The organism is Amycolatopsis sp. CA-161197 (assembly GCF_050942255.1).
In the GTDB taxonomy this organism is placed as follows: Bacteria; Actinomycetota; Actinomycetes; order Mycobacteriales; family Pseudonocardiaceae; genus Amycolatopsis.
Genome location: NZ_CP192059.1, coordinates 5,999,733 through 6,025,517, shown reverse-complemented (window position 1 = coordinate 6,025,517; position 25,785 = coordinate 5,999,733). Strand labels below are relative to the sequence as shown.

At 70.1% G+C, this 25,785-nt stretch carries 29 protein-coding genes and 1 pseudogene; 21 read left to right on the top strand and 9 right to left on the bottom strand.

Annotated features, from left to right (window positions below; genetic code table 11):
* The first annotated feature begins 41 nt into the window (after window positions 1–41).
* Window positions 42–281, top strand: coding sequence for a hypothetical protein (locus ACQPXB_RS28145; RefSeq protein ID WP_432845015.1), 240 nt, complete (start codon window positions 42–44; stop codon window positions 279–281).
* Window positions 282–638: 357 nt separating this feature from the next.
* Here the strand turns inward: ACQPXB_RS28145 and ACQPXB_RS28140 are convergent, their stop codons facing one another.
* Together ACQPXB_RS28140 and ACQPXB_RS28135 are read right to left on the bottom strand one after the other, a co-directional pair.
* The gene (locus ACQPXB_RS28140; protein WP_432845014.1) at window positions 639–1,499 is read right to left on the bottom strand and encodes a universal stress protein; all 861 of its coding nucleotides are present in this window, start codon (window positions 1,497–1,499) and stop codon (window positions 639–641) included.
* 5 nt (window positions 1,500–1,504) lie between these two features.
* Window positions 1,505–1,834, bottom strand: a complete 330-nt coding sequence (locus tag ACQPXB_RS28135; protein WP_432845013.1) for a hypothetical protein — start codon at window positions 1,832–1,834, stop codon at window positions 1,505–1,507.
* 324 nt (window positions 1,835–2,158) lie between these two features.
* Between ACQPXB_RS28135 and ACQPXB_RS28130 the strand changes: the two genes are divergently transcribed.
* Window positions 2,159–2,341 (top strand): hypothetical protein, encoded by a 183-nt coding sequence (locus ACQPXB_RS28130; RefSeq protein ID WP_432845012.1) that lies wholly within the window; start codon window positions 2,159–2,161, stop codon window positions 2,339–2,341.
* A gap of 167 nt (window positions 2,342–2,508) precedes the next feature.
* Here ACQPXB_RS28130 and ACQPXB_RS28125 read toward each other — a convergent pair whose 3' ends face one another.
* The gene (locus tag ACQPXB_RS28125; RefSeq protein ID WP_432845011.1) at window positions 2,509–3,141 is read right to left on the bottom strand and encodes a hypothetical protein; all 633 of its coding nucleotides are present in this window, start codon (window positions 3,139–3,141) and stop codon (window positions 2,509–2,511) included.
* Window positions 3,142–3,341: 200 nt separating this feature from the next.
* On the opposite strand from ACQPXB_RS28125, the gene ACQPXB_RS28120 reads away from it, so the two are divergent.
* The 6 genes from ACQPXB_RS28120 to ACQPXB_RS28095 all read left to right on the top strand — a co-directional run bounded on the left by ACQPXB_RS28120 (window position 3,342) and on the right by ACQPXB_RS28095 (window position 6,722).
* Window positions 3,342–4,199 carry a universal stress protein gene (locus ACQPXB_RS28120; RefSeq protein ID WP_432845010.1) on the top strand — a complete coding sequence of 286 codons (858 nt, stop codon included), beginning with the start codon at window positions 3,342–3,344 and terminating at the stop codon, window positions 4,197–4,199.
* A 156-nt stretch (window positions 4,200–4,355) separates the two neighbouring features.
* The gene (locus ACQPXB_RS28115; protein WP_432845009.1) at window positions 4,356–4,538 is read left to right on the top strand and encodes a hypothetical protein; all 183 of its coding nucleotides are present in this window, start codon (window positions 4,356–4,358) and stop codon (window positions 4,536–4,538) included.
* Window positions 4,535–4,795 (top strand): flavodoxin domain-containing protein, encoded by a 261-nt coding sequence (locus tag ACQPXB_RS28110; protein ID WP_432845008.1) that lies wholly within the window; start codon window positions 4,535–4,537, stop codon window positions 4,793–4,795. Before ACQPXB_RS28115 ends, ACQPXB_RS28110 begins: the two co-directional genes overlap by 4 nt.
* A gap of 66 nt (window positions 4,796–4,861) precedes the next feature.
* Window positions 4,862–5,107 (top strand): hypothetical protein, encoded by a 246-nt coding sequence (locus ACQPXB_RS28105; protein WP_432845007.1) that lies wholly within the window; start codon window positions 4,862–4,864, stop codon window positions 5,105–5,107.
* 165 nt (window positions 5,108–5,272) lie between these two features.
* Window positions 5,273–5,578 carry a hypothetical protein gene (locus ACQPXB_RS28100; protein WP_432845006.1) on the top strand — a complete coding sequence of 102 codons (306 nt, stop codon included), beginning with the start codon at window positions 5,273–5,275 and terminating at the stop codon, window positions 5,576–5,578.
* Window positions 5,579–5,636: 58 nt separating this feature from the next.
* The gene (locus ACQPXB_RS28095; protein WP_432845005.1) at window positions 5,637–6,722 is read left to right on the top strand and encodes an acetate/propionate family kinase; all 1,086 of its coding nucleotides are present in this window, start codon (window positions 5,637–5,639) and stop codon (window positions 6,720–6,722) included.
* Window positions 6,723–7,679: 957 nt separating this feature from the next.
* On the opposite strand, the gene ACQPXB_RS28090 is transcribed toward ACQPXB_RS28095, so the two are convergent.
* Entirely contained in the window at window positions 7,680–8,159 is a 480-nt protein-coding gene (locus ACQPXB_RS28090; RefSeq protein WP_432845004.1) for a universal stress protein, read from the bottom strand.
* A gap of 192 nt (window positions 8,160–8,351) precedes the next feature.
* On the opposite strand from ACQPXB_RS28090, the gene ACQPXB_RS28085 reads away from it, so the two are divergent.
* From ACQPXB_RS28085 to ACQPXB_RS28060, 6 genes and pseudogenes are all read left to right on the top strand, one after another.
* Complete coding sequence (locus ACQPXB_RS28085; RefSeq protein WP_432845003.1) at window positions 8,352–9,344, top strand: Acg family FMN-binding oxidoreductase; 993 nt, start codon at window positions 8,352–8,354, stop codon at window positions 9,342–9,344.
* Window positions 9,341–11,581: a phosphoenolpyruvate synthase gene (gene ppsA / locus ACQPXB_RS28080; RefSeq protein WP_432845002.1), complete on the top strand. Its 2,241-nt coding sequence runs from the start codon at window positions 9,341–9,343 to the stop codon at window positions 11,579–11,581. Before ACQPXB_RS28085 ends, ppsA begins: the two co-directional genes overlap by 4 nt.
* Window positions 11,582–11,714: 133 nt before the next feature.
* A pseudogene (locus ACQPXB_RS28075) lies at window positions 11,715–12,716 on the top strand (Acg family FMN-binding oxidoreductase); the annotation flags it as partial.
* 124 nt (window positions 12,717–12,840) lie between these two features.
* Window positions 12,841–13,461 (top strand): Rv1733c family protein, encoded by a 621-nt coding sequence (locus ACQPXB_RS28070; protein WP_432845001.1) that lies wholly within the window; start codon window positions 12,841–12,843, stop codon window positions 13,459–13,461.
* A 28-nt stretch (window positions 13,462–13,489) separates the two neighbouring features.
* On the top strand, window positions 13,490–13,996 hold the full coding sequence (locus ACQPXB_RS28065) for a universal stress protein (protein ID WP_432845000.1): 507 nt from the start codon (window positions 13,490–13,492) through the stop codon (window positions 13,994–13,996).
* A gap of 10 nt (window positions 13,997–14,006) precedes the next feature.
* Window positions 14,007–14,708, top strand: a complete 702-nt coding sequence (locus ACQPXB_RS28060) for a CBS domain-containing protein (protein WP_432844999.1) — start codon at window positions 14,007–14,009, stop codon at window positions 14,706–14,708.
* A 64-nt stretch (window positions 14,709–14,772) separates the two neighbouring features.
* On the opposite strand, the gene ACQPXB_RS28055 is transcribed toward ACQPXB_RS28060, so the two are convergent.
* Both ACQPXB_RS28055 and ACQPXB_RS28050 read right to left on the bottom strand, forming a co-directional pair.
* Entirely contained in the window at window positions 14,773–15,009 is a 237-nt protein-coding gene (locus ACQPXB_RS28055; RefSeq protein WP_432844998.1) for an SHOCT domain-containing protein, read from the bottom strand.
* A gap of 23 nt (window positions 15,010–15,032) precedes the next feature.
* On the bottom strand, window positions 15,033–16,052 hold the full coding sequence (locus ACQPXB_RS28050) for an Acg family FMN-binding oxidoreductase (protein ID WP_432844997.1): 1,020 nt from the start codon (window positions 16,050–16,052) through the stop codon (window positions 15,033–15,035).
* 497 nt (window positions 16,053–16,549) lie between these two features.
* Here ACQPXB_RS28050 and ACQPXB_RS28045 point away from each other — a divergent pair, with 497 nt between their 5' ends.
* From ACQPXB_RS28045 to ACQPXB_RS28020, 6 genes are all read left to right on the top strand, one after another.
* Complete coding sequence (locus tag ACQPXB_RS28045; protein ID WP_432844996.1) at window positions 16,550–17,908, top strand: MBL fold metallo-hydrolase; 1,359 nt, start codon at window positions 16,550–16,552, stop codon at window positions 17,906–17,908.
* A gap of 392 nt (window positions 17,909–18,300) precedes the next feature.
* Entirely contained in the window at window positions 18,301–18,540 is a 240-nt protein-coding gene (locus tag ACQPXB_RS28040) for an SHOCT domain-containing protein (protein ID WP_432844995.1), read from the top strand.
* The gene (locus tag ACQPXB_RS28035) at window positions 18,537–19,997 is read left to right on the top strand and encodes a multicopper oxidase family protein (protein WP_432844994.1); all 1,461 of its coding nucleotides are present in this window, start codon (window positions 18,537–18,539) and stop codon (window positions 19,995–19,997) included. Before ACQPXB_RS28040 ends, ACQPXB_RS28035 begins: the two co-directional genes overlap by 4 nt.
* Before the next feature lie 336 nt (window positions 19,998–20,333).
* The gene (locus ACQPXB_RS28030; protein ID WP_432844993.1) at window positions 20,334–21,239 is read left to right on the top strand and encodes a universal stress protein; all 906 of its coding nucleotides are present in this window, start codon (window positions 20,334–20,336) and stop codon (window positions 21,237–21,239) included.
* Window positions 21,240–21,561: 322 nt separating this feature from the next.
* Window positions 21,562–21,792 carry a hypothetical protein gene (locus ACQPXB_RS28025; protein ID WP_432844992.1) on the top strand — a complete coding sequence of 77 codons (231 nt, stop codon included), beginning with the start codon at window positions 21,562–21,564 and terminating at the stop codon, window positions 21,790–21,792.
* 13 nt (window positions 21,793–21,805) lie between these two features.
* Window positions 21,806–22,312, top strand: a complete 507-nt coding sequence (locus ACQPXB_RS28020; RefSeq protein ID WP_432844991.1) for an NUDIX domain-containing protein — start codon at window positions 21,806–21,808, stop codon at window positions 22,310–22,312.
* Between the two features lie 346 nt (window positions 22,313–22,658).
* Here ACQPXB_RS28020 and ACQPXB_RS28015 read toward each other — a convergent pair whose 3' ends face one another.
* On the bottom strand, window positions 22,659–23,114 hold the full coding sequence (locus ACQPXB_RS28015; protein WP_432844990.1) for a 5-formyltetrahydrofolate cyclo-ligase: 456 nt from the start codon (window positions 23,112–23,114) through the stop codon (window positions 22,659–22,661).
* A gap of 432 nt (window positions 23,115–23,546) precedes the next feature.
* Here ACQPXB_RS28015 and ACQPXB_RS28010 point away from each other — a divergent pair, with 432 nt between their 5' ends.
* On the top strand, window positions 23,547–24,053 hold the full coding sequence (locus tag ACQPXB_RS28010; protein ID WP_432844989.1) for a hypothetical protein: 507 nt from the start codon (window positions 23,547–23,549) through the stop codon (window positions 24,051–24,053).
* Between the two features lie 607 nt (window positions 24,054–24,660).
* Here ACQPXB_RS28010 and ACQPXB_RS28005 read toward each other — a convergent pair.
* Both ACQPXB_RS28005 and ACQPXB_RS28000 read right to left on the bottom strand, forming a co-directional pair.
* Window positions 24,661–24,855: a hypothetical protein gene (locus ACQPXB_RS28005; protein ID WP_432844988.1), complete on the bottom strand. Its 195-nt coding sequence runs from the start codon at window positions 24,853–24,855 to the stop codon at window positions 24,661–24,663.
* 214 nt (window positions 24,856–25,069) lie between these two features.
* Window positions 25,070–25,678 (bottom strand): TetR/AcrR family transcriptional regulator, encoded by a 609-nt coding sequence (locus tag ACQPXB_RS28000; RefSeq protein ID WP_432844987.1) that lies wholly within the window; start codon window positions 25,676–25,678, stop codon window positions 25,070–25,072.
* Window positions 25,679–25,785: the final 107 nt, after the last annotated feature.

Here is a 25,785-nt window from a genome sequence, read left to right as displayed (position 1 = left end):
CGATGACGGCTCGGGGGACGGAACTGTCGTGCGTTCGTGTGATGGCCGCGATGGAGATGCACCGCCGCGAGCCCGCTCAGCAGGCCGGGCACGACGGGGCCGGGTGCCATCGGGCCGACCCGTGTGGTCCCTCCCGCGGCGACGGGGCCGAGGCCGCCGGCGGCGGCCCCGACGGCCACGAGGTCCCAGCTCTGCACGACGGTGCCGAAGGCACGGCGAGCGAACAATGCGGCGAAGGCGATCTGCATCGCCAGGACGGCCTGCACGGCGAACACGGGTAGAAACGCCAGCGCCGCAACGGTCATGACCCAACCGAGCAGGTCCATCGACAGCCCGGCGCCGTACCGGAGGGCGCGGGTGGGTTGCGGACGAACGTCGGACCGCATCGCGCGGGACCCGAGCGTCGTTGCGAGGCCGTCGAGCGCAGCGGCGGCGACAGGCGCCCCGAATCCGATCACGATCGACATGTGCGGTGTCATCGGTCGTGGCCCGGCGCCAGGCGGTGGCTGTGCACGCCATGAAGGTGGTCTGTCGGCACCGAACACGATGCTGCCGAACGTCGCCGGGGCGGAGGACCTTCGCCTTCTCCGAGCCGGAGCCGGAGCGCCGACCGGCCGGCTTTCCGCAGAGAAGGCGGGTCAACGGGGCGCCGAGTCCGTGCGCACGATCAGGACCGGGCACGCCGCATGGTTGAGGAGCGCCTGAGCGGTGGAGCCGAGCAGCAGCCGGGGGAAACCCCCTCGGCCGCGGTCACCGATCACGACGAGCTGGGCGTGCCTGCTCTTGGCCAGGAGCTCGTGCCGCGGCCGGTGAGCCACCACGACCCGGTCCACGGACACACTGGGGTGCCGGCGCGCCGGGGCGGCAAGGTGGTCCTCGAGCGCCGGTCCTGCGTCCGAGTCTTCGCCGCGCGCCGGCTCGTCGAAGGTTGCGCGGACGGCGACGAGGGGCACTCCGAGCGTGTCTGCTTCGGCGAAAGCGGCCTCGGCGACCGCGGCCGCCGCGGGGCCGCCGTCGATCCCGGCGAGTACCGGCCGCGCGGGACCGGGTTCGTCCCACTCGGTGCCGCGGACGATCGCGACGGGACACGGTGCATGGGCGGCGAGTGCGGCGGAGACGGAGCCGACGAGAAGCCCCGTGAATCGTCCGTGGCGAGCGCCGACGACCACCCAGGACGCCGACCCCGCCAGGTCGAGGAGCGCTGGTGCGGCGCGGTCGTGGTCGATCCGTTCCCGCACTTCGAGGGCTCCGGCGGCATTCGCCAGCTCATGTGCCACCCGGAGATGGTGGCGGCCACGCTGCCGCAGAGCTGCTGTCACTTCTTCCGGTGGCGGAATCTCCGCTGCCATCAGGTCGGTCAACGCGGTCGCGTGGGCCAGTTCGAGCGGCAACCGGTGGCGGACGGCGGCGCGAGCTGCCCAACGGACCGCGTCAAGCGCTTCGGCGGAGCCATCGACCCCGGCGATGATCGGCATCGGGTCGCGGGCCGGCCGGCTCATCGCACTCACCTCGACATCCGTGCTCGGCGGCGCTGCGCGTACGCGGGGCCACGGAACACCGTGGCGCCCACGATGATTCCCAGAACGAAGCCGAAGTCGTACAGGTGTCCGCTGTTGTAGACCGCATACACGCCGACGTGATCGTTGAACAGGGAGATCAGGAACGTGATGGGGCAGATGAAGCCTTGCCAGAGCCCGAGCCAGAAACCCGGCCGGGAAACGGTTTCCGCGAAGGGGTTCGCGCCGGCCGCGCAGGAGGTCAGGACCAGCGTCAGGAGCAGGAGGAGGCCGGCTGCTGCGGCCCGGCGGCGAGCCGGTCGGGGATGGGTGGCCATCCGGTCACACTGCCCGGCGAACGGGTGTGCCCGGCAGAGCCGAACGTCCTCCCGGTCTGGGACTTGCGCGAGTGCGCACGGACCGGCCTGCGCTTGCGGTGATCCTGCAGGCTTGCGACAGCACCGCGGAAAGCCGCGCGATCCGGTCCGGCGCCGACGGGAAGCGCGGGCGCGGAATTTGCGGACAAGCGCACGAACTCGCGAATACCGCCTGTCGCGTACGAGCATGAGCTCCTCAACCGCCGGTGTCGTGCGGATCGCCGCCCTGCGGGAGCCGGCCGATCGGCAGAGCACGCGTGGTACTTCCGGCGCTGAGCCGAGCAAATGCCGGCGGCGGGGGAGATCATGCTGTCCGACCGCGCCTGGTACAACCGGGCCGGCGTCGAACAGGTCCTCGGGTCCCGCAATCCCGAACAGCACCGGCGATCCTCCGACAGTGCCCGGTCTTCGAACGACTGCTTCTTCACCCGAGCGTGCCGTGCTACGAGGCACCTCGCCATGCGGTGACCCTGACGCCGAGACCGGAGCCCACCGGCTACTCGGGCACGGACCGGCGGCTCCACACGAGCGTCCCGGACCACGACGCCGGTTGCACGCCCACCGAGGCGAACCGGGGAACGCGAACCCGCTGAACAGCGGGCGGTCTCCCACCGCGGGGCAGGAGGCCGCCCTGGTCACCCGTCGTCGGTGCGCCGGTACGAGCCCAGTGCCTGCTCCCGCGCCACGGCGGCGATCGTCCGCAGCAGCGCCGTGTGCATCGCGCCCGCGACGGGGTACGCGACCCGCCAGTACCGGCGGAACTTCACCCAGCTCGGCGGGTCGGACAGCTGCACGCGGGTGTCGATCGTCAGCAGGCTCCGGTGCGCGCCATACGGCCGGACGCTGAAGGTGACGGCGAGCTTGCCGTAACCCGGCTCGGCGAATGAGGCGAACTCGGCGGGTTCGACGCGCCGCCAGGTGATGACCGGACGCCAGAACTTCCCCGCGACGCCGAGGGCGAAATCGCTGCCCGGGTGTTCGCCGAGCAGCGCCCAATCGGACCCCGCGTCGAGGTCGTCGATCGTGAGCCGGGTCGGGCGCCGAGGCGGGCCGTGCCCGCGGTCGCGCCAGCGCTCGGGCAGTTCGCTGACCCATCCGGCGGCCGAGATCAGCCCATTGTGGATGTTCGTCAGGTCCAGGTCGCGAGCTGCGAAATACGTTTCCTTGACCGGCGCGTCCACGATGAGGTGGCGCACGAGCGTGAAGTGGGGGTGGGGAATGAGCCGGTCGCCCAGCAAGTCGGCACCCGGCTGGTCCTGTTCCGTCATGGTTCCTCCTGCGGCTGGTGGAAGAGGTTTCCAGGATCGGCTGGTACTTCCCGCGGAGACCAGGATCGAGTGACCTCGCGCTGCCCGATTTCGTCATCGGCGGAGGGGACTTCATGCCCTGTCGGGGATTCGACCGGGCGGGCCACCGTTGGCTGCAAACGGCGTTGGCGACGTCGCGGTGCGGCGGAAGGAGGTTGATGATGCCCGGGACCGGAGTCGACAACGCCATTGTCGTAGGCATCGACGCTTCCGAGCCTTCGCTCGCGGCGGTCCGGTGGGCGGCGGAAGAGGCAGTGCGACGGGGGAGCGTCCTCAGGGTCGTCCACGCCGCGTTGTTCGACGAAGCGGACCTGGCACCTCGCGAGAGAGCGCACGGCGATGAATCTGCGCTCCTGCTCGAGCCCGCTCACCGCTGGCTCCAGCGCGCCGAAGCCGTCGCTCGTGAGGCCGCACCAGGGGTTCGCGTCGAATCGTCAGTCTGCCTCGGGCTCGCGGTCGAGCTGCTGATCGAGCTGTCGGAGGACGTACCGCTCGTAGTACTGGGCTCGCACGGCTCGGGCGGCCTTCGCGGCGCGGACATCGGCTCCGTCGCGCTACGCGTGGCCGCTTCCGCGCGCTGCACAGTGGTCGTCGTCCGCGGGCCCCCGCGGAACACCGGCCCCGTGGTGGTCGGCGTCGGCCCTGAGACCGAGGACGAGCGGGTGCTGGCCGTCGCCCTCGAAACCGCCGCCGGGCGTGGTGTGCCGCTGCTTGCTGTTCGCGTCCGGCGTGACGTCCTGTGGTGCGACGAGCTCGTGCAGAAGGAACCAGACGTCGAAGCGGAGCGCGGGTTGGCAAGCCGGCTCTCGGGTTGGATCGAGAAGTACCCGTCAGTGGCCACGCGGGCTTTGCTCGTGCGCGATCGGTCGACGGGCCACGCGTTGCTGGACGCGGCGCCCGATGCGCAGCTGATCGTCGTGGGCACCCGCGGCAGAGGGCCCGTCTCGGGAGGCTTGCTCGGCCCCACCGGCAACCGTCTGCTCGCGCACGCGCCCTGCCCCGTCGCCGTGGCGCGGTGACCGGGCCGTCCAGCGGAGGTGTGCCGTGCCGGCACGGGAGATCATGCCCAGTCCGGTGGTGCGGGTCGATCCCCCGCGACCCGGGTTCGCGAGGGGATCGCGTTGCTCACCGAGCGCAGTGTGGCGGCATCGCCGGTCGTGGACGCGGAGAACCAGGTGACCGGGTTCACGGACCATTCGGGTTGTCGCGACCGCTGGACGATCTCCGTCACCGCGGGTCTGGTGACGGTCACCGGGGCCTCGCGGACGAGGCCGAGCGACGGGTCGTGGCCGCGCTCGCACGGACCCGTCCACGGCGTCGTCGACGTCGACTTCCGCACGAGGGGCGCGGGAACGTGAGGGTCCTCCTAGCGGTGGCGACCCGGCACGGGGCCACCAGGGAGATCGCCGAACAGGTCGCCCTCGCGATGACGTCCGCGCTGAACGACGCGGATGTCAGGGCGGACGTCGACGTGCTCGACGTCGCGCATGTCACCGCGGTGGCCGGGTACGACGCGGTGGTGCTCGGCAGCGCCGTCTACATCGGACACTGGCTGGAGGCCGCGCGCCACCTCGCGCGCGAACACCGCGACAAGTGGCGCCGCGTGCCCGTGTAGTTGTTCTCCAGCCGGCCTGTCGGAGAACTCGTCCGGCCTGGGGAGGGACCGGTCGACGTCACCGACGTGCCGGCCGCCACCGGCGCCCACGCTCACCGCCTCTCCGACGGGAAGATCGACCGGGCTGCGTTGCACTGCCCCGAGCGCGCCTTCGTCACCGCGCTGCGCGTGCCCGACGGCGACAACCGCGACTGGCCGATGATCAAGGCCTGGGGTCGTGAAAACGCGGCCGAGCTGATCGCGCTGCCGTCTGGGCTGCTGGTCGCCCTCATCAGCCTCGCGTGGTTCGGGCGCAGGGCACCGGCCTCGTGACCACGACCGCGAACTCCCGGCACGTCGACGGGGCCGCCGATCCGCCACGCAGGATGTGGCCGGTTCTGCCGGAATCCCCGATGCCGGGGCGCCCGGGCGGGTCTTTCGCCTGCTTGAGGGTCGTCGCCTGGTTGGGAGACTGGGTGTCCCAGACGAGCGGCCCGCGTGGTGCACGACGGCCCCGGCGAAGACAGGCACGGCTGTGAGCGCAGCTCGGTCCGGCTGCGCGGCCTTCTGCGCGCGACCACGATGATCACGAGCGACCTCGCCTTGCCGAGTCTGCGCACGCGCATCGTCGAGGCGGCTCGCGAGCTGGTGGGGGCGCACCACGCAGCACTGGGTGTGATCGGCCCGGACGGGCAGCTGGCCGAGTTCGTGCACGTGGGCATGGCCGCGCAGATGTGCCACGGCGTTGACCATCGCGGCGGTGACCTTCGTCCTCGGTGTTCGGGCAATCCGGCAGCGTCCTGACGGACCGCGGCCGCGATGGAGTGGAGACGACACCGGCCCGCCCCCCGAGGAGACGATCGTGCGAGTCCTGACGTTGAACCCCGGCTCGTCGAGCCTGAAAGCTGCGATGGTCCACGACGACGTGGCGGTGGGGTGGGCGGCCTGGCCGACGACCGACCCCAAGGACGTCCTGGACGCGGTCCACCGGTGGCCGGAGGCCGACGCGGTGGCGGTGCGGTTCGTTCACGGAGGAGCGCAGAAAGCTCCGGCTGTGGTCACCGGGGATCTGGTAGCCGACCTCGAACGGCTCGTTCCGCTGGCACCGACACACCAGCCGCTGTCGCTGTCGGTGGTCCGCGAAGTGCAGGCTCGGCTCCCTGGTGTTCCGATCGTCGCGTGTTTCGACACCGCGTTCCACCACGGGCTGCCGGAAGCCGCGGCACACTACCCCCTCCCGCGCGAGTGGACCCGCCAGAACCGCTTGCGTCGTTACGGGTTCCACGGTCTTTCCTGCCGGTACGCCGCGCGCCGGACGGCGGAACTGCTGCAGCGCCCCGAAACCGATCTGCAGCTGGTGTGTGCGCACGTAGGCGCCGGAGTGTCGGTCACCGCCGTCCGCGACGGTTCCAGCGTGGACACCTCGATGGGCTACACGCCGCTCGAAGGTCCGGCGATGGCAACCCGCTCCGGGTCTGTCGACCCGGGGTTGCTCCTGCACGTGATGAAGACCGCGCCGATGGACCCGGACGAGATGGCCGACGCGCTCTACCACCGCTCGGGACTTTCCGGCATGAGCGGGACGACCGGGGACATGGGCGTGGTGCTCACGGCGGCGGCGGCCGGGAGCGCAGACGCCGAACTCGCGGTGGCTGTGTACCGCCACCGGCTCCGCCGGGAGATCGGCGCGGCGGCCATGAGCTTGGACCGGCTGGACGCCCTGGTGTTCACCGGAGGAGTGGCCGAATACCAGCCGGAGCTCGTGGCCGATGTCGCAGCCGGCCTCAGCGTCCTCGGGCTGCGCCTCGGTCCTCTCGAAAGCCCGGACGCGGACCGGGTGATCAGCACACCCGACTCCGCGGCGGCCGTTGTCGTGGTACGCACCCGCGAAGAACTCGAGCTCGCCCGCGGCGCCGAGGCCGTCCTCGCGCAACCCGCGGTTCGGTGACCGCGGGGACGTCGGGTTGGTCGAAGCGCAGCACGCCCGCGCGGTTACGGCGCCCTCACCTGCGAAAACTCCGCCCGCGCAGTGCTCGTCGACGCGCTCTCCCGGCTGCACGGCCGCCGCTTCGTCGCAGAGGCTCGGGAGCAGGAGCTCGCGATAGCCGTGACGGGTTCCCTCCGACAAGACCGCCGGCCCACCGCCGCACTCGCCCCTTACGCCGCAGCCCTGTGCACGGCCGCGGTCGTTCTCCGGGCGCTGGGCTTCGCACCGACCGCGGCTTTTCCGCACGACGCGGAACACCCCCGAACGTCCGACGGCGCGAGACTGCGATCGCTACACCGCACTCCGGTCGGACCGCGAGCGCACTAGCAGAACCTGCGCCGCGGCCCCGCGTCCGGACGCTCTTGCCACGGCGATCTCCTGGCCGCACACGATCGTCCTGCCCGGCCAACCGGAGGGGAACCTGGTGCCGGAGGGCTCGGCGCCGAGCCCTCCGGGGCGCCGACCTCGTCGGTGGTCACCGAAGGCACAGCCCCTGACGGCATCGCCCTCGCCGGCGTCGCCGCTCAGGACGTTCGCGTCGAAGCGACGGCATCGGGCATCGACGCGTCGCCAGCGACCGTCCTCGTGGGGCTCATCGCCCTCGAAATGGCTGACGGTAGAGATCGATTCGGTAAAAACGTCACGTTCCGCTCCTCGCGGCGACCTCGCAGTAAAGGGGGGGGGCACGCCTCGGGAGAACCCGGGAGCCGGCGGGGTGCGGTGTGATCATCGCCGATGAGCCCGGCAGCGATGCCGCGGAGCAGAAGGCTTGGCTCGCGGGAATACTGCCCTTGACGACGAACGGTACTCGTTGGAACTCGCCCGCCCCGCGTACTCAACGGGGAGTGACCTACGACTTGCCTTGCGAACGCTGGGATTACTTCGCGGGCGACGGGCTGCCGGCGTCCTAGCCCACCGTCATGAACTCGGCTCGGGAACCAGCCGGTGGGCGGCTTCCGGCGTGATGACCACGACAGGGCAACGCGCATTGCGTACACATTCCCGCGATACGCTGCCCATCAGAAAGTCCGTCGCGCGCCCCGAGCCGTGGGAGCCGACGACGAGCAGGTCGGCGTCAGCGGACGAGGCGACGAGTACGTTGGCCGCATCGCCCTCCGGAGTGGTGACGGTGATTTCGGGCGCTGCTGGGAACTCGGCGCGGATCCGGGCGATGTGGGCGTGCGGGGAGTACATCCCTTCAGGCTGCCGGCTGTGGGGCTGGAATGCGTACGAGGTCCCGGGAAGCAGGGTGCGCGCAGGACGCGCCATCATCGCGTGGACAGTGTCAGCAGGCAGCGCGATGTACTTCAGCGTCCAGCGCAGGGCGGCGTCCCCGTGGTGCGAGCCGTCGACACCGACGACGATCAGGCGGCCAGGGGCCACTTTCGCGGAGTCCATCAGATGCCTCTTTCTCCGGGGGGCGACGTGATCGTGCGCCGAGACAGCACGAGCCAGATAGGGCCGGAGGTCATCGGTGCCGGCGAGGCCGTCCGGCGTCGGCGCGGTGACTTTGGGCCCCGGCGCGCCTGGAGCTGCGCTCGTGAGCATGGAACCGCCGGAGCGACCGCCTCCGGGTATGGAGCCATCGGGATGACCTCAGCACCCACGACCGTCTTCACCGGCTCGGAGATCGTCCTGCTCGCGCGGGCGATCAGCCGGGCGCCGTCGGTGCACAACACCCAGCCGTGGAGCCTGCGGGTTCGCGGGGCGGACATCGACCTCCTCGAGAGTGACGTGGCGTTGCCCAGCCACGACCCCGACGGCCGCGACCGCGCCGTCTCCTGCGGCGCCGCGCTCGCCCACCTCGCCCTCGCCGCCCGAGTGCTCGGCCGCGAACCCAGCACGACGTTTCCCGCCGACGGGGACGTGGTCGCCACCGTGCACACGGCACCGGGCGGCGGTGCCCGGGCTGACGAAGCAGCGCGCTACCACGCCATCCCCCGCCGGCGCAGCCATCGGCAGTGGTTCGCCCCCGAACCGGTCAGCGACGCCGACCGGACAGCCGTGGCTTCGGCCGGCGCCGAAGCGGGGGTCCGGCTCGTGGTGCCGGGACACCTCGACGCGCTCGCGGCGATGCTCGGGTTCGCCACCCGCGTCTTCCGCGCGGACCCGGCGTACCAGCGTGAGCTCGACATGTGGACTGCCCGCACCTTCGTGCCGCACGCGCTCGGCGCGGCCGACGGCATCCCCGAGGACGCCCTCAGCGGCGAGTCCCTCCCTGCGGCCGGCGTGATCCGTCGTGACACACCAGTACCCGACGACGCGCGTCTGGCGAAGCGCCTCGAGAGCGAGAGCCTGCTGGTGATCTGCACCGACGGCGACACTCGCCGCGACGACCTCGCCGCGGGTGTGGCACTGGAGCGTGCGTGGCTGCAGGCCACGGTCCGCGCTCTGGCCGCGTCGGTGATCACGCAGCCGCTGCACCTGCTCGGCTTCCGTGAGCTGCTTGCGGAACGCCTCGAGCTGCCGGGCGTTCCGCAGGCGATCTTCCGGTTCGGCCACCCTGCGACCCCGGCGACTCCGGCGCCCCGCCTTCCGCTCGATGAACTCTTTCCCGACGCCCCTTCCGGAGGACTGTCATGACGCACGTACGAGACCTCGCCGACGTCCGGCTCGCCGACGCCGAGACCGTGGGCGGCAAGGGCGCCAACCTCGGTGAGCTGATCGCAGCCGGATTCCCGGTGCCCGGTGGCTTCGTGGTCTCGCGCGACGGGTACTGGGCGGCGCTGGACGCCGCCGGCGTGCGGGGCCAGGTCGCCGACTTGCACGCGAAGGCACTGGCCAATGTGGACGACCCGCAGCAGCTCGCCGATGCGTGTGAGCAGCTGGGCGCGCTCGTGCGTTCGGCCGGGCTCACGGAGGAGCTGGCCGCCGATGTGACCGCCGCCTACGAGGCGCTGGGCGATACTCCCGCCGTCGCCGTGCGCTCGTCGGCGACGGGCGAGGACGGCGCGGAAGCTTCGTTCGCCGGCATGAACGCCAGCTACACCAATGTCTGGGGCGGCAAAGCGCTGACCGAACGGGTGGTCGACTGCTGGGCCTCCCTGTTTTCCCCACGGGTGGTGAGTTATCGCGCCGGCCGTGGGTTCACCGGCGAGCCGGCTATCGCCGTCGTGGTCCAGCGGATGGTCCGCGCCGAGCGTTCCGGTGTGGTGTTCACGGCCGATCCCCGCACGGGTGACCGGGGTCGGCTGGTGATCGAAGCGGTGTTCGGCCAAGGTGAGGCGATCGTCAGCGGCGCCGTCGAACCGGACACCTACGTGGTGGCGAAGGACGACCTGCGGGTGCTCAGCGCCCGGGTGGGCACCCAGACCCACAAGATCATCCCGGAGGTGGGTGGCGGAGACGTGAAGGTCCCTCTCACACCCACGGCAGGCAAGCTTCGCGCCCTCGACGATGCCACCGTGCTGGAACTGACGCGTCTCGCCGCGCGGGTGGAAGACCACTACGGCGTGCCGCAGGACATCGAGTTCGCGGTCGCCGATCGCACGATCTGGCTCGTCCAGTCGCGCCCGATCACGACGCTGCCCGCGGCCGAAGCGAGGACCGGCGTCCTCGTCACGGGGCTCGCGGCCTCGCCCGGCGACGGCAGCGGCGCCGTCCGCGTACTGCACGACCCCGCGGAGGCGAAGCGCCTGCGCGACGGTGAGATCCTCGTGGCACCGATGACCAACCCCGACTGGGTGCCGGCCATCCGGCGGGCCGGCGCGCTCGTGACCGACGGCGGTGGCATGACGTGCCACGCCGCGGTCGTCGCGCGTGAGCTGGGCGTGCCGTGCGTGGTGGGCACCGGTGACGCGACCCGGGTGCTCGCCGACCGCACGCTGGTCACGGTGGACGGGACGAACGGCGAGGTCCGCGCCGGTGCCCCCGTCCACGAGACCGCGCACGTCGGACCGGTCGCCACGCCGACCGTCGCCGAGACGATCGGAACGCGGTTGTACGTCAACCTCGCGATGCCCGACCATGTCGAAGAGGTCGCGGCACAGCCCGTCGACGGGGTCGGGCTGCTCCGGGCTGAGTTCCTCCTCACCGAGGCGCTCGGCGGACGGCATCCACGTGACCTGCTCGCCCGGGGCGAGGAAGAGTCCTTCGTGGACTCGATGGCGAAGTCACTGCTCGAGATCACGACCGCGTTCGGCAGGCGGCCGGTCGTCTACCGGGCCACGGATCTGCGCACCAACGAGTTCCGCGGGCTCGCGGGCGGTGAGGCGTTCGAACCCGTCGAGAGCAACCCGATGATCGGCTACCGCGGCTGCTACCGCTATGTGCGGGAGCACGATCTGTTCGCCCTTGAGCTGCGCACGCTCGCCCGGGTGCGCGAGCAGACGCCGAACCTGCACCTGATGATCCCGTTCGTGCGCACCAAATGGGAGCTGGAGGCGTGTCTGGAAGCAGTCGACGCGAGCCCGCTCGGCAGGCAGCGCGGGCTGAAGCGGTGGATCATGGCCGAGGTTTCCTCGGTTGTCTACTGGCTGCCGGAGTACGCGGGCCTGGGGATCGACGGGGTGTCGATCGGCAGCAACGACCTGACCCAGCTCGTGCTCGGTGTCGACCGCGACTCGGCGGTGTGCGCGGAGCTGTTCGACGAGGCGGATCCCGCGGTGCTGGACGCGATCACCAAGATCGTCGGCACCGCCGAGGCCCGCGGAATCACGTCCTCGCTGTGCGGGCAGGCGCCTTCGACCAACCCGGCGTTCACCGAGCACCTGGTGCGGCTCGGGATCACGTCGATCTCCGTCAACCCTGACGCAATCGATCCCGCGCGCCGGGCGATCGCCGCAGCGGAACGGCGGCTCCTCCTCGACCACGTGCGATGAGACCGAGCGGCCACGAGGGCACTGCTACGTCGGAGCTGCGCAGCGGGGGACATAGGTCCCTTAGCCTCGTGACTGCAGCCCGTACGTCGAGCAGGTCGCGCGGAGAAGGCTCGACGGTGCCTCTTGTCGCCACTTCACGGAGACCGCGATGAACGACCAGCTCCCCACCGCATTCGACCAAGCCCTCGCAGCGGCGGTACGGGCGCCGTCTCCGCACAACACCCAGCCGTGGCGGTTCGTGGTGGACGGCGGCGCCGTCGAGGTGTGGCTCGACCGCGCCCGGGTGCTCGCGGTCGCGGATCCCGCGGCGCGGGAAGCGAGAGTGTCGTGTGGCGCGGCAGTGCTGAACCTCGTGATCACCCTGCGGCTCAACGGGCTCGGCGCGCGGGTGCGGATCCTGCCGGACCCCGCGTCGCCCGACCTGCTCGCCCTGGTCAGCCTTGACGGCGCTCGGCGTTCGACGGAACAGGAGCGCAGACTTGCCGAGGCGGTGCACCGCAGGCACACGAATCGCCGCCCGTTCGCCGACCGCGCGGTGCCGCCGGTCGCCCGCGCGCGGCTGAAGTCGGCGGCGCTGACCGAGGGCGGGCAGCTCGAGTTCCTGGACGCGTCGGGGCGCTACCCGAGGGTCGCGGCGCTCGTGCGGCGTGCGGAGGCGCTGCAGTCCGAGGACCCGTCGTTCCGGGCGGAGTCGGCCTGCTGGACCGGGCGCCCGGTGGAGAGCCCGGACGGGGTGCCGACGGTCGCTTTCGGGCCGCCGCACGAGATCCCCGGTGTCGTGTCCCATCGCGCCTCGCACACGAACCCGGCCGTTCCCTCACGGGCGTTCGAGCAGGATCCGTTGCTGGCGGTCGTGCTGACGCGCGACCACGGCGCGGCCGCCGAAGTCCGGGCGGGTATGGCGATGCAGCGGGTCCTGCTGACTGCCACCGCGGAGGGCCTTGCCACCTCGTTCCTGTCCCAGCCGCTGGAGGTCCACGGCACCCGGCGAGAGTTCCTGGATCTGTTCCGCGGGCTGGGGCAGGTGCACGCGCTGCTGCGGATCGGGTACGGCCACCCCACGCGGATGACGTCGCGGCGGCCGGCCGCCGAGGTGACGACACAGCGCACCGAACCCCGCTTACCGGCCCTCTGACCGTCCGATGGGACCAGCTCCAAGCGGTGTCCCTCGTGAAGAGGACCGTCGGCCCGCGAGGCGGGGCCGAACGCCACTTCGGCCGTCCACTGGTCCGGAAGATGCTGGTGGGCAAGGAGATCTGGTGCGCAGGAAGGCAGGAACCATGGACACGTTGGCGAACCGGCTGATGCGTTGGTGGCACGCCATCGCTCCCGGCCGCGATTCGGTCGCCCGGCCCTCGGACCGCTTCCAGGCCGCCCTGCTCGCCCTGTGCGTTCTCACGGCCCTGGCCGCCGTGCCGTTCGCAGCCGCAGCGGGATCGAGGCTGTACGAGAGCCAGGCGGCGCAGTCAGCCGAGCAGCTCCCGGACCGCTACTCCGTGACCGCGACGTTGCTGGCCGACGGCCCCGAGCTCACCACGAGCGGGCGCAGCGGGGCCGTGGGCAGTCCGAAACCGACGGACGCGACGTGGGAGCTGGCCGACGGCAGCCGCCGGGTCGGCCGCGTCGACGCGAACGAGGGAACCCACCGGGGCGACACTTTCCCCATTTGGGTGGACCGCTCCGGAACGCCCGTGGACCCGCCGCTGACGCCGGCTGCCGCCGTGGTTAACGCGGCGGCAGGTGCCACCGGGCTCTGGCTTGCCGCCTGTCTGGCACTCGCGACCCTCTACGGCTCGGTGGCGTTCGTCCTCAACCGGCGCCGCGGCGCGCAATGGCAGCGCGAATGGCTGGCCGGGCAGGCGAAGCGGGCGCATTCGTGAGTTCCATCCGTGAGCGAAGGAGAAGATGATGAACACAGCCAACCAGGGCGACGTCGTCGTCGGCGTCGACGGTTCGGCGGTGAGCCTGGCCGCGCTGCGCTGGGCGCTGTCCGAGGCACGGGCGAGCGGCCGGACGGTGGTCGCGGTGCGGGCCTGGACGTTCGACCCCTTCGCCGATTTCGCGTCGGCCGCCGTCCGGTCGCCGGTCGAGCGGGCGGCGCTGCAGCGCCGCGAACTGGAGTCCGAAGTCGCCGACGCGCTGGCGGAGGTCGGCGAGACGCAGGTCCGCGTCGAGGCGATCGACGGTGCTGCCGGGCCCGTTCTCGTCCGGCTTGCCGAGGACGCGGCGATGCTGGTCGTCGGTAGCCACGGTCACGGCAGGCTGCTGCGGTTGCTCGTCGGCTCGGTGTCGGCGTATTGCTTGCGCAAGGCCCACTGTCCCGTCGTGATCCTGCCGGCGGGCACTGTCGAAGAGCCCGAAGCGGCCCTCGAAGCGGAGACCGCCGGGAACTACTACCCCGGCCCGCTGCTGTGAGGAGCCAAGGATGACCACGAAGCACCCCGTCCGCGCGGTGATGACGACCCCCGTGGACCAGCTCGCACCCGGAACCCCGTTCAAGGCCGTCGTCGCTCTCCTCGAAGCCCGCGGAATCGGTGGCGCACCGATCGTCGACGAGCACGGCCGGGTCCTCGGCGTCGTGACGCAGGCCGACCTGCTCACGCGAAAGCTGCCGCACCGCGGACTCGGGCCCGGCGCGCGCCGCGGCCGACGCAAGGCCGAGGCGGTGTTCGCTGCGGACCTGATGAGCACGCCGGCGGTCACCGTCGGCCCGGACGATGACGTCGTCCGTGCCGTGCAGCTGATGGAGACCCACCACGTCCACCGGCTCCCTGTGGTCGACGGCGACGGTGCACTGGTCGGCATCGTGACGAGGGCCGACCTGCTGCGTGTTTTCCTGAGGCCGGACGTGGACATCTGCCACGAAGTCGTCGGCGAGGTGCTGGAGAGGGAGATGTGCGTCGATCCACGGACGCTGAACGTCACTGTGCACGACGGGATCGTCTCGATCAGTGGCGTCGTCGAGCGCTACAGCATGATCCCGCTGATCGCGGCTCTCGTCCGCCGGGTGGACGGCGTGGTCGAGGTGCGCGAACACCTCAAGGCCGATCTGGACGACCGGGGTGTCCGCCAGGACGGTCCGATCGCGAGCGGCCTGTTCGGCGGGCGTTCGGCGCGCAATCCTTGACCCGTCGAGAAAGCGGCCACTGTCCGGAATGGATGGTGGCCGCGTCCCTGGCCGGATCCGCGGCTCAGCGCTTGAGCGCCTCACGGCGGCGCTCGTACTCCTCTTGGTCGATCTCGCCGCGAGCGAAACGCTCACGCAGGATGCCCAGGGCACTGTCGTGCTCCTGGGGCGACCGGGTGCCGCGTCGGACGACGAGCGCCGCGATCAGTCCGGCGGCGGCCAGGACAACGACCAGGACGACGACCGCGAGCACGGGCCCGAGCCAGCCCATCCCCGCGTCGTAGTGCCACCAGTACGGCATGGCGACCTCCATTTCCGCCCGGTTCAGCGCCACGGTTCGCCGCCGCCCGGTGGGTCCGCGGTGTCGAGCGGCGTCAGCACGTCGTCGAGGTCACGGCGCGGGGTGGCGGGCAGCGGGTCGGCGTTGACCGGTGCCCAGCCGATACGCAGCACCATCTGCGGAACCGTGCCGCCCGAGACCTTCTCCTCGACGGTGCGGCGGACGTCCCGGATCTCCAGCGGTTCGGTGAGGGGGCAACTGGCGAGGCCCAGGCTCGTCGCCGTGAGCAGCACCGCGCTCGTCGCCTCGCCGGCGCGCAACCTCGAGAGGCGATCGTCGGACGCGGTGCTCAGGACGAGCAGCACGGTCTCGTCGTCCTCGCCCGCGGCGCCCACTGCCTCGGAGAGCTCGGGGTCTGCGAACCGCCGCGACGGAATCGCGCCCGGTGTCCTGTCGGGCAGCGGGGTGTTGCGCGACGGGACCCCGTCGGGTGCTGCGTGGCGGCCGCTCCACGCGGCCAGCTCGGCGCGGTAGGCCGGGTCGGCGAGATGTTCTTTGGACGCGTCTTGGATCGCGACGGCCAGGTAGTACCGCTCAGCGTCTTTCGCGATGCGCAGGACCACGCCCTCGTCTCCCGCGGCGACGGCCAGCGCTTCGAGGTGCCCGCGCGGCACCTCCCACGAACTGTGCCGGCGGCGGTCGGTCCGGCGGCGGGGGATCGCGGCGGCGAGCGCGACTTCATCCATCGACGGCTCGTGCCGATGCAGCTCGATTGCCGCCAAGTGGTCCGGCTCGTCCGGGTTGGGCAGCCGGCGCACCTCGGCCTGCCAGCCCAGCGCGGCGAACCCGACACGCGCGTGGTGCAGCGCGGCGCCACAGCTGATGAGCAGGTCACGCCCGTCCGGATCGGTCTCCGTGAGCTGCCGCGACGGATCCGCGTACAAGTGCAGGGACTGTGAGCCGACGGCCCAGCGCCAGGGCTGCGAATTGTGCACCGACGGCGCGCGGACGGCCATCGCCACCGCGGTCTTGACGGTGAAATCGTCCGGAAGTCCACGTTCCATGGTGAGCCTGCCTAGTCGTGTCGTCCGATGGTCACCCCGACCCTGTCACCGGCGGGCCTCGCCAGTGCAGGGCAGGAGTTCCCCGGCACGAAGGACTTTCGCCGTGTCCGACGATGCGGCGATCCGCCTCGTCGCTCAGGCCGGCGAACGTCGTGCGCGGCACTGTCCTATAACGATCGAGACGGACTTCGGCGCACCACGCGGTGAATACGGCGGATCCGATCTTCTGCGTCCCGGTGCGGAGCGCCTTCGCCACATCGGGTGTTCCTCCACGAGTCATGGGCCGTATGCCGAGCTTCCATATACCCCGCGAGGGTACGAAGCTCAGGGATGCCGGCGCCATCCCGGGATGACTGCGGTTGTGCATCCCTGGGACCAAGTCCTCTGTGTGCGGCGCCTGAATGCTGCGACGCTGCTTTCCGAGCGGAGAAGAGTCAGGTGTTCCGTAATACTTCCGGGGTGACCCGGAGCGCCGGCGGCGAATGAGGAGGGGCCTCATGATCGAGATCATCGCCATCGACACACCGAGCCTCGGCGACCGCAGCTACCTCGTAGAGGACGGCGAGACAGCCTTTGTGGTCGATCCGCAGCGCGACATCGACCGGGTGCTGGACCTGGCCCACGTGCGAGGGTTGCGGATCACCGACGTGTTCGAGACCCACATCCACAATGACTACGTGACCGGCGGTCTCGCGCTGGCTCGCGTGACCGGCGCGACCTACCACGTCAACGCCGCGGATCCGGTGTCCTTCGCGCGCGCCCCTATCGAGGACGGGAACGTGATCGACGTCGGGCCCCACATGCACGTGCGCGCGTTGGCGACACCGGGACACACGTTCACCCACCTGTCCTACGTCCTCGAGGTGCTCGGACGCGTTCCCGCGGTGTTCACCGGCGGTTCGCTGCTGTACGGCTCCACCGGCCGGCCCGACCTGCTCGGCCGGGCCCACACCGGTGAGCTGGTGAAGCGTCAGTACGCGTCCGCCCACCGGCTGGCCGCCGTGCTGCCGGACGACGCACGCGTCTATCCCGCCCATGGCTTCGGCAGCTTCTGCTCTGCCACCCCGTCCGACGCCGGCCAGTCGACGATCGGCCGGGAGAAGCAGGTCAACCCGGTGCTGACCCAGCAGGAGCACGACTATGTCGACGCACTGCTCGCCGGCCTGGACGCCTACCCGGCCTACTACGCCCACATGGGTCCGGCGAACAGGGTCGGTCCGGACGCCCCGGACCTCGCCGAACCGAAGACCGCCGATCCGGCCGAGCTGCGCTCGCGCATCGAGGCCGGCGAGTGGGTGGTGGACCTGCGCTCGCGGACCGCGTTCGCCGCTCGGCACGTGGCCGGCACCCTGAACTTCGGCGCGGACGGCAGTTTCGCCACCTACCTGGGCTGGCTCATCCCCTGGGGCACCCCGCTCTCCCTGCTCGGCGACACCGCCGCGCAGGTCGCCGACGCGCAACGCGAACTGGTCCGGATCGGCATCGATCGCGTCGAAGCCGCGGCCACCGGAACCCCCGAAGCGTGGTCAGGTGCCGCGCGCCTCGGGTCATTCCCGCGAGCGGACTTCAGTGAGCTGGCCATGGTCCGCCACCACCGGCCGGTGACGATCCTCGATGTACGGCGCAACCTGGAATGGACGCAGAACCACATCGACGGCGCACTGCACATCCCCTTGCACGAACTGCTCGATCGGCTCGGCGAGGTGCCGGTCGGAGAAGTGTGGGTGCACTGCCAGGCGGGATACCGCGCATCGATCGCGGCCTCGGTGCTCGCCGCGGCGGGGCACCAGGTCGTCGCGGTGGACGACGAGTTCGACCGGGCGGCGTCGGCCGGGCTGCCTGTGACCGCCGGCTGATGCGGATTCCCTGACGATCCTGCCGGCGGCGGTGTTCGGCCTGGTCGTCGGCACTGGCCGGGACCTGCTCGGCGCGGGCGGCTCCATCGTGGCGATCCCCGGCCTTGGTCCAGCGGGTCGGGCCGCCGCTCAGCTCGGCGATCCCCGACGTCGCTCCTGGTCGCCTTCCGCCCCGCCCCGCCCCGCCCCGGCGCGGGGCGCCGCCCGCCTGACCATCGGCGGTGGGGTGACCTGACGAAGCCGTGACCACGTTGCCAGGACTCACCGCGCCGGAGGCCGACGGTGAAACACATGGGGTGCAGTGCCGGGACGCGGGGATGGACACTGAGCGCAGAGACGGTCCGGAGGGCCACTCGCAGGCGTGCGCCCTGATCAATCAAGAGGGGCCACAGATGAGGGATGGCGATTGGGTGATGGGCTGGTGGTGGATCTGGCCCGCGTTGATCGTGGTCGGTCTGGTGATTTTGGGTTACCTGGGGGTCCTGCTGGCGCGGGGCAGGGTCCGCGGCTCCCGAGAGGGAGAGCCTGACGGCGGCGTCAGGTCCTCGGCGCGCCGAATTCTCGACGAGCGGTACGCCCGGGGGGAGATCGACGAGGAAGAGTACCTGCGCCGGAAAGCCGAGCTCCGGTGAGCAGCGAGCCGATCAGCCGTCGTCGCGCCTTCGGTCTGGTCGGGGTGGGGGTCGCAAGCGTCGCGGCCGGCGCCACGGGGTGGGCGACGGGGCTGGGTGCAGTCGACGGGAAGGCGGGCCGGTCAGCCGGTGCGAGCGGGCAGCCTCTGGCCGAACCGCTGGAGTTGAGCAGCCGGGCCGGCGTGCTGCCGGTGGAGCTGACGGCAGCACCGGGAGTGCGCCTCGCTGGCCGCGACACCGCGGCATGGGGGTTCAACGGCACGTCACCTGGCCCGACGCTGCGGGTGCGGCCGGGGGATCTGCTGCGCATCCGGCTGGTCAATCAGCTGGGTCAAGCGACCAACCTGCACACCCACGGCCTGCATGTCTCCCCGCAGGGCAACAGCGACAACCCGTTCCTGAGAATCGAAACGGGGACCAGCTTCGACTACGAGGTTCGCGTTCCGGACGATCATCCGGCCGGGACGTTCTGGTACCACCCGCACCACCACGGCACCGTGGCTGATCAGATCTTCGCCGGTCTCGCCGGGGCACTGCTCGTCGACGGCGGCCCCGCGCTCGCCGCACAGGAGCGGATTCTGCTGATCACCGACACCACGTTGAATGCCGCGGGCCGGGTGGCGTCGGTGACTGCCATGAGCAGGATGACGGGCCGCGAGGGCACGGTGGTGCTGGTCAACGGCCAGCACCAACCCGTTGTCGCGGCCGCGCCCGGTGCCGCGCAGCGGTGGCGAGTCATCAACGCCTGCACATCCCGTGTACTGGCGCTGCGGTTGCAGGGCCACCAACTCACCGAAGTGGCCTTCGACGGCCGGTTCCTGCCCGCCCCCACGGTGCAGGCGCCCGTCGTGCTGGCACCCGGCAACCGCGCGGACCTCCTCGTCCGGCCCGCTGCGCCCGGCCGCTACGCGCTGATCAGCGACGCCTACGACCGCGGCAGCGTGATGGGTGGGGGCTCGGTCACCAGCAGCCAGGTCGTTCTGGGCACCCTGGACGTGACTGGGCCCGCGGCGGCGGCACCGACATCGCCCGCCGCACTGCCGGCTCCACCCGCGCCGTCAGGCCCGATCGTGCGGCAGCGTCAAGTCACCCTCGGCACGGCTATGGGTGGTATGGGCGCGGGCGAGATGATGAGCTTCACCATCGACGGACGCACATACGATCCGACCCGCGATGATCAAACCATCCGGCTCGGCACCACCGAAGACTGGACGGTGATCAATACCAGCCCCATGGTGCACCCGTTTCACCTGCACGTCTGGCCCATGCACGTCGTGGGAGACAGCACCGGCACGGCTCCGATCAGGAGACAGCAAGACGTCGTCCTCGTTCCCGCCCGTGGCTGGGTCCGCCTGCGCATCGCCTTCGCCGACTACCCGGGCCGCAGCGTCTACCACTGCCACATCCTCGATCACGAAGATGTCGGCATGATGGCCACCGTCCACGTCCGGAGCTAGCAACGAGGCGTGACCGGTGATCGCACACCAACCTGATCGCCTTGCCCACCGCGAAGAGTGCTGGATTGCTGACACGTGCCGTACGTCAGGTCCGTCGCCCCCTGACCTGCGTGCCGCTCCCGCTGGTGTAACCACCGCCGGGTTGCGTGAGTACACCGGACCAACGCCGATCGGCGCGGCAAGGACCCGGAGCCGAAAGACCCGCCGTGTATGGGCGTCGGCCCCTACTCGGAGCCGACGCAGGCAAACATGCTCGGGGAAGTCCGGTGACAGTCACAGAAGTCCGCGATGGCACGTCCGTCTCCCGTAGCGGTGGTGTTCTTGACGACCGGGAGGATGATCAGGAAGGCGCTGGTCGTGAACGAAAGCAGTCGGTCGGTTGTGGTCGGTGTGGATGGATCGTCCTCGGCCCGACATGCGGTGCGTTGGGCCGCACGTGAGGCCGAGTGCCGTCGTCTGATGCTGGTGATCGTGCACGTGTGCGCACTGGTGCCTGTCGCCGTGCCGCACGCGGTGGCGCTGCGCCGATACCAGGCTGCGCTGGTGGAGCAGGGGCACCAGTGGCTTGCCGAAGCCGCTGGAGCAGCCCGGGAGTCAGCACCCGACGTGGCCGTGCGCACCGACCTGACCGGCGGCTCGGCGGCCGATCAGCTGATCGGGCTGTCAGCCTCGGCAGAGCTGATGGTGCTCGGCTCACGAGGGCTGGGCGGGTTCACCGGTCTGGTGGTCGGATCGACCGCCGTGGCGGTAGCCACCCACGGGCACTGCCCGGTTGTGGTCGTACGAGGAGCTGATGCTCAGACCGAACCACGCCAGGACGGTCCGGTGGTGGTGGGCGTCGACGGAGCACCGAGCAGTCAGATGGCGATTTCCTTTGCATTCCAGGCCGCGGCTACCCGGAACGCGCCCCTGGTGGCCGTGCATGCTGTGAACGACGTGCCCATCGCGGCCGTCCGGAGATCTGCGGCGGATCGGCAGCCGATCGAGCTCCACGACTCAAGGCTGCTGAGCCAGTGGCTGGCCGAGTACCAGGAGAAGTATCCCGTTGTGTCGGTCGAGCAGGTCGTGGCGCGTGACCGTCCGACTCACATCCTGCTTGATCACGCCAAGAGTGCACGGTTGGTCGTGGTCGGGTCCCGCGGCCGTGGTGGTTTCCGAGGTCTGCTGCTGGGATCGACTGGCCAGGCCTTGATCTACCACGCAGCCTGCCCAGTGGCCGTCGTGCCATCACCGCGACCATGACCATCCCCATCACGACGGGCCCGACAACCGCTGCAGGTTACGAGGAACGGCAGCATGGTGTGTCGGACTGTGCCGACTGCTGACCGCGCCGGTGCCGACATCGGCTGCCGGTCGCGGCCGGCCAGAGGCGAAGGTTTCCGGCCTCGGCTGCTGCGCAGCAGCCGAGGCATTCTCTCGTGCGTGCGGTCCTCACCGGTAGAACCGCGCCGCGCGGTCCCGAATCCTCGCTCGCCTCGAAGGGTCGGCGGCAGCACGATGAACTCGTGCTCGAGCCAGCCGGGCAGCCGGCAGATGTGCCGCGAAGTGCGCGGCACTTTCGACCGTGAGCCGGCCGCTCACTGTCGCGTCGCCCATGCTCAATCCGATGATCGCCGGGACCGCCGCGATGGAGTTCTCGCCGGTGTTCCTGGTCAGCCATAGCCTGTGGCTACGACGTTTTCACAGCCCCCTGAACACCGCGCAGACCGCCTCGCCGGGCGCCCCTGAGAGCTACAACCGCCGCTACGTATCGAGTGCATGCGCCGGGGTACGACGTTGGCGCTCGTCACCGTGAGGAATCAGCCCGCATGCCCGAAACGCCGCACACGATCATCGACGTCCACATCATCCTCGAGCGCGACGACCTGATCCTCTTGACCGAGCACAAGGGCACGTACGGCAACGGGATGTGGCACTTGCCGTCCGGGAAGCTCGAGCACGGCGAGTCACTACCTCACGGCGCCGCCCGCGAAGCGCTGGAAGAAGTCGGCGTCGAGATCGACCAGGCTGACCTCCGGATCGTCTACACCATCTACGTCACCGGCCCCGGCCCGGACGCGCGCCTCGGGTTCTTCTTCGCCACCGACCGATGGACGGGCGAATCGGTCAACCGCGAACGCGGCAAGTGCAGCGAGATCACCTGGTTCCCCCGGAACGCCCTGCCCAGCGCTGTGATCGAGTACCCGTTGACGGGCATTCACGGAAGCCAAGCCACAGCAACGCTCAGCATCCTCAGCTGGGACGAGGAACGCGCGGCCGGATGCGGCCGCCACATGGAACTGCTGATCGAAGGACGACGACAAGCGCCGGTTTGACGAACTCCTCGCGGCCGCGCCCCTCACCAGAGAGGTAGTGCGTCTGCTGCAAGGAGAAACCTGCATGGCCGATAGCGCCTGGGAGGTCCGCCAGCGGCTCCTGTGTCAGAGGCCCGCCGGCGCGCGGGGAAGTCTCGCCGGCGGGGCGGGGCAGCGCAATGCCGAGTACCACAGCAGACCTGGGTCAATCTGCTGGTGTTACAGCGGCGCGGCGTGGCGAACGGTCAAGTCCGTCGCCCGTCCACTTCCATTGATGCGCGGCCCGCGCGATTCTGGCACCCGGGTGGCCCTGCCCGGGGCGGGGTGCTCACCGCAGAGCCCATGCGACGGGACTCGCCTCGCGGCGTCAGGGCTGGCTTTCTCGGCGAGCCGCTAGGGCAGGGATCGACTTGATCTTGTCGGGGTTGAGGTGTTCCAACGCGATGCCGGTGGGGCGTGGCCGTGGTGCGCAGAAGATGACCTCGTCGGGCGTGACGATGATGTCGACGCTGAAGTCGTGGGAGGTGTCGGGAATCTTGTCGTCGACGACTTGGAGTTGGTGCACGGTGGTGACGATGGTCGTGTGGGGGCCGATGAGTCCGGCTTCGGTTAGGAGCGCGACTTCGAGGTCGGAGTATCCGGCGCCCTTGCCGACGCGGACCTTCGCGCCGGTCGACGGCCACGGGGCCGCAGACGACGAGGTCGCTGGAGCGCATCCGTTCGGGGGCGACGGTCGGTGCGACGCCGGCGGCGTGCTTGCTCTGCGCGGCCTCGACCCCGACATGGCGCGGGTCGAGGGCGTGAACGACTCGGGCGTGGCCATGGCCGGTACCGCCAGACCAGCTTGCCCTCGCGCAGCGCCGTCTCGCGGTCCTCCGGCTGCCCACCGGCCTGGGCCACCCGGCGGGCAGCAGCCCCGGCGGCCGGATCTGCTCTGACCCGACCTCGAGTCGGCGCGCGGCAGCACTCAGACCGTCTGATCGGTAGTTCTAACGCTGACCTGGGGATGCACGGAATACCTGGTCACGGCAGGCAGCAGTTACGCCAAACTGGGCGCGTCCGGCGTCAGGGGGCAGCAGCTCGTGGACCAAGATCAGCTTCGGTGAAGCGATCACATGCCGTTCGACTACGGCCGCGACCTCCAACACGGTGGCGGTCTTCATCGCGGTAACGCCGACGCTCACACACCAGATGTATGCGACGACGGCTTGCCTCTGTTCCGGCCGCCGCCGTGGGGGTCGGCGAGTAGGCGCGCATGAAACACGCCGCGTCCCACGCAGACAGGAGCGCGCCGCGCATCTTCGTGAAGCCGCCGCGATGGTGGATCTGGACCGCAACACCGCTCGTTGTGCCGGCCGTGCTCGTCGCAGCGCTTGCACCGATGGACCTGATCGGCCGGGTTATCTGGGTCTTACTGGCCGTCGGCATGCAAGGGCTGGCGGTCGCCACTCTGCGAAACCGCGTCATCGTCGAGGGCAACCAGCTCGCGATCCGCGGCGTATTCGCCTGGCGCCGCGTCGCACTCGACCGGCTGGTGTTCGTGCACGCCCGACGCGAGAGCAACGCGCCGCTCTGGCGGCTGAAGCTCAGCGACGCCGACGGCAATGGCCTTCCACTGAGCCTGAACGGCTACCGGCCCCACGACCGAGCACGCGTCATGGACGCGATCGGTCCATTCCTGATGTCCGGCGGCGTCGCTCGAAATGGACCCGTCAAGCAAGCCGTCGACGGGACGCTCTGGCGCCCACGCCGGAAGCGGTAGCTTCAGCGTCGAACAGGCCTTAATCCGTCCAAACTCGCCCTGCAGAAGTGGTGCTCCGCCCCATTGGGAGAGTCTGTAGCTGATCAGGCTGCTTCCGCAGTCATCATGACTGTCATTGATCAACTTCTCCGGCCGTCGAACAACCCCGGACGACTGAGCTCAGGGGCCACCGGCCGTGGACCAATCGGCTCCCGAGCCGGCCGCAGCATCTCGAATCCCGGTTCGCGTGAACGTGTCCAGCGGCCGGCCCTCCGAGGCGTACGGTGGACTCTCGCTGTGATCCCCAATTTGGGGGATCCTGTCAAACCCAAGGGATTATGGACGGAACGCTCGCCACTGACCTGCGTTTTCGCAGGTCAGCACACCGCTGACCCCAGGAGGACTCATAATCCCTTGGCCGTCAGGTCGAGCCCGACCCGGCCCACTCTTCACGCCTTGATCGCGCCTCTGACTTGCTCAAACATCGCCTGAAGTTAATCTTGTAGACCGTTTTGGCAGTTCGTCAATAAACGGCAGGTCTTCGTCATGAGATGCAGTTCGGCGCCAGGCCGCCGCGGGGGATGGAAGCCCGGTCTCGTCTCGGATCGGTCAAGAACTGACGTGTTCGTCAGCCTGTGAATTGCAGGGCTCGTGGTGCACCGTCGACCAATTCGTCGTACGTGAGGACCTGGACTCGAGTCAGGTGCGCGTCGTACGACCTGATGGTTTGGTGGATCTTCTTACCCGTGATCGTTCCTGTGGCCTCTGACTCGGCGTTGCCGATCACCACGGTGCCTCTTGCCCGTCGGAAGTCTTCGGTCACGTCGAGCTCGTTGTCCTCATAGGTCGCGCAGTCTCAACACGTGTAATCGAGGGGCAACTTTCGTTGTGAGATAGGAGAGCTGATGGCGATTCTTGCGCACACACTCGGTCGCCGAGTGGGTTGAACTGCGACCGAAGCTCGTCTGCGGCCCGTCGTGCCGTCGGCTTCCGGCTTGCGGCCGACTCGCAGACTGCCTGTGAACGGTGAGCGGCTGCTACCGAGCCGGTCGTGCGCCCAGGATCGTCGTGACGATGTCGGTGTAGTGGTCGACAAGCTCGGAGCGGGTCAGGGGGCCTCCCGGGGCGAACCATTCGCGGACACCGTTGAGCATGTCAAGCACGGCCATGGTCGTGATCGGGACGTTTTGTACGCTGAATTCTCCGCAGCGGCAGCCGTCCTCGATGGTGTCCCGTACTGCGTCGTGGTAAGCGGACTGCAGTTTGATGCCCTGTTCTTTCTGGGCTTGGTTGAGGGCATAGCGGATCGGGTTGCCCACGAGGAGCTCGGGGCGGCGGTGATCGCTGATCTCGATATGGAGGCGGACTGCCCGCCGGATTCGCTCGGTCGGGTTCACCGTGCGGTCGCGAAGCATCGGGACGGTGGCATCCACGAAGTCGGTCATGAATCGCGAGACTATGGCGTACAGGACGTCCTGCTTGTTCGCGAAATGGTGGTACATCGTCGAGGACGAGATTCCGGCCGCGTCGGCGATGTCCCGAATCGAGGTGGACCCGTATCCCCGCTCGTAGAACAGTCGGCCGGCCTTCTCGAGGATGTGCCCGCGCAGCACAGGCCCGTCGTCGAGCGACTTCTTCCTGGCCACGCGCGCACCTCCTGTCGAGCCCCGCCGGCCCCGGGTTCGGCGATGGTAGCGGACAACGGCGTTGTGTCGATCGAGTGATCGACATATGTGCCGAAACCATTGACGCC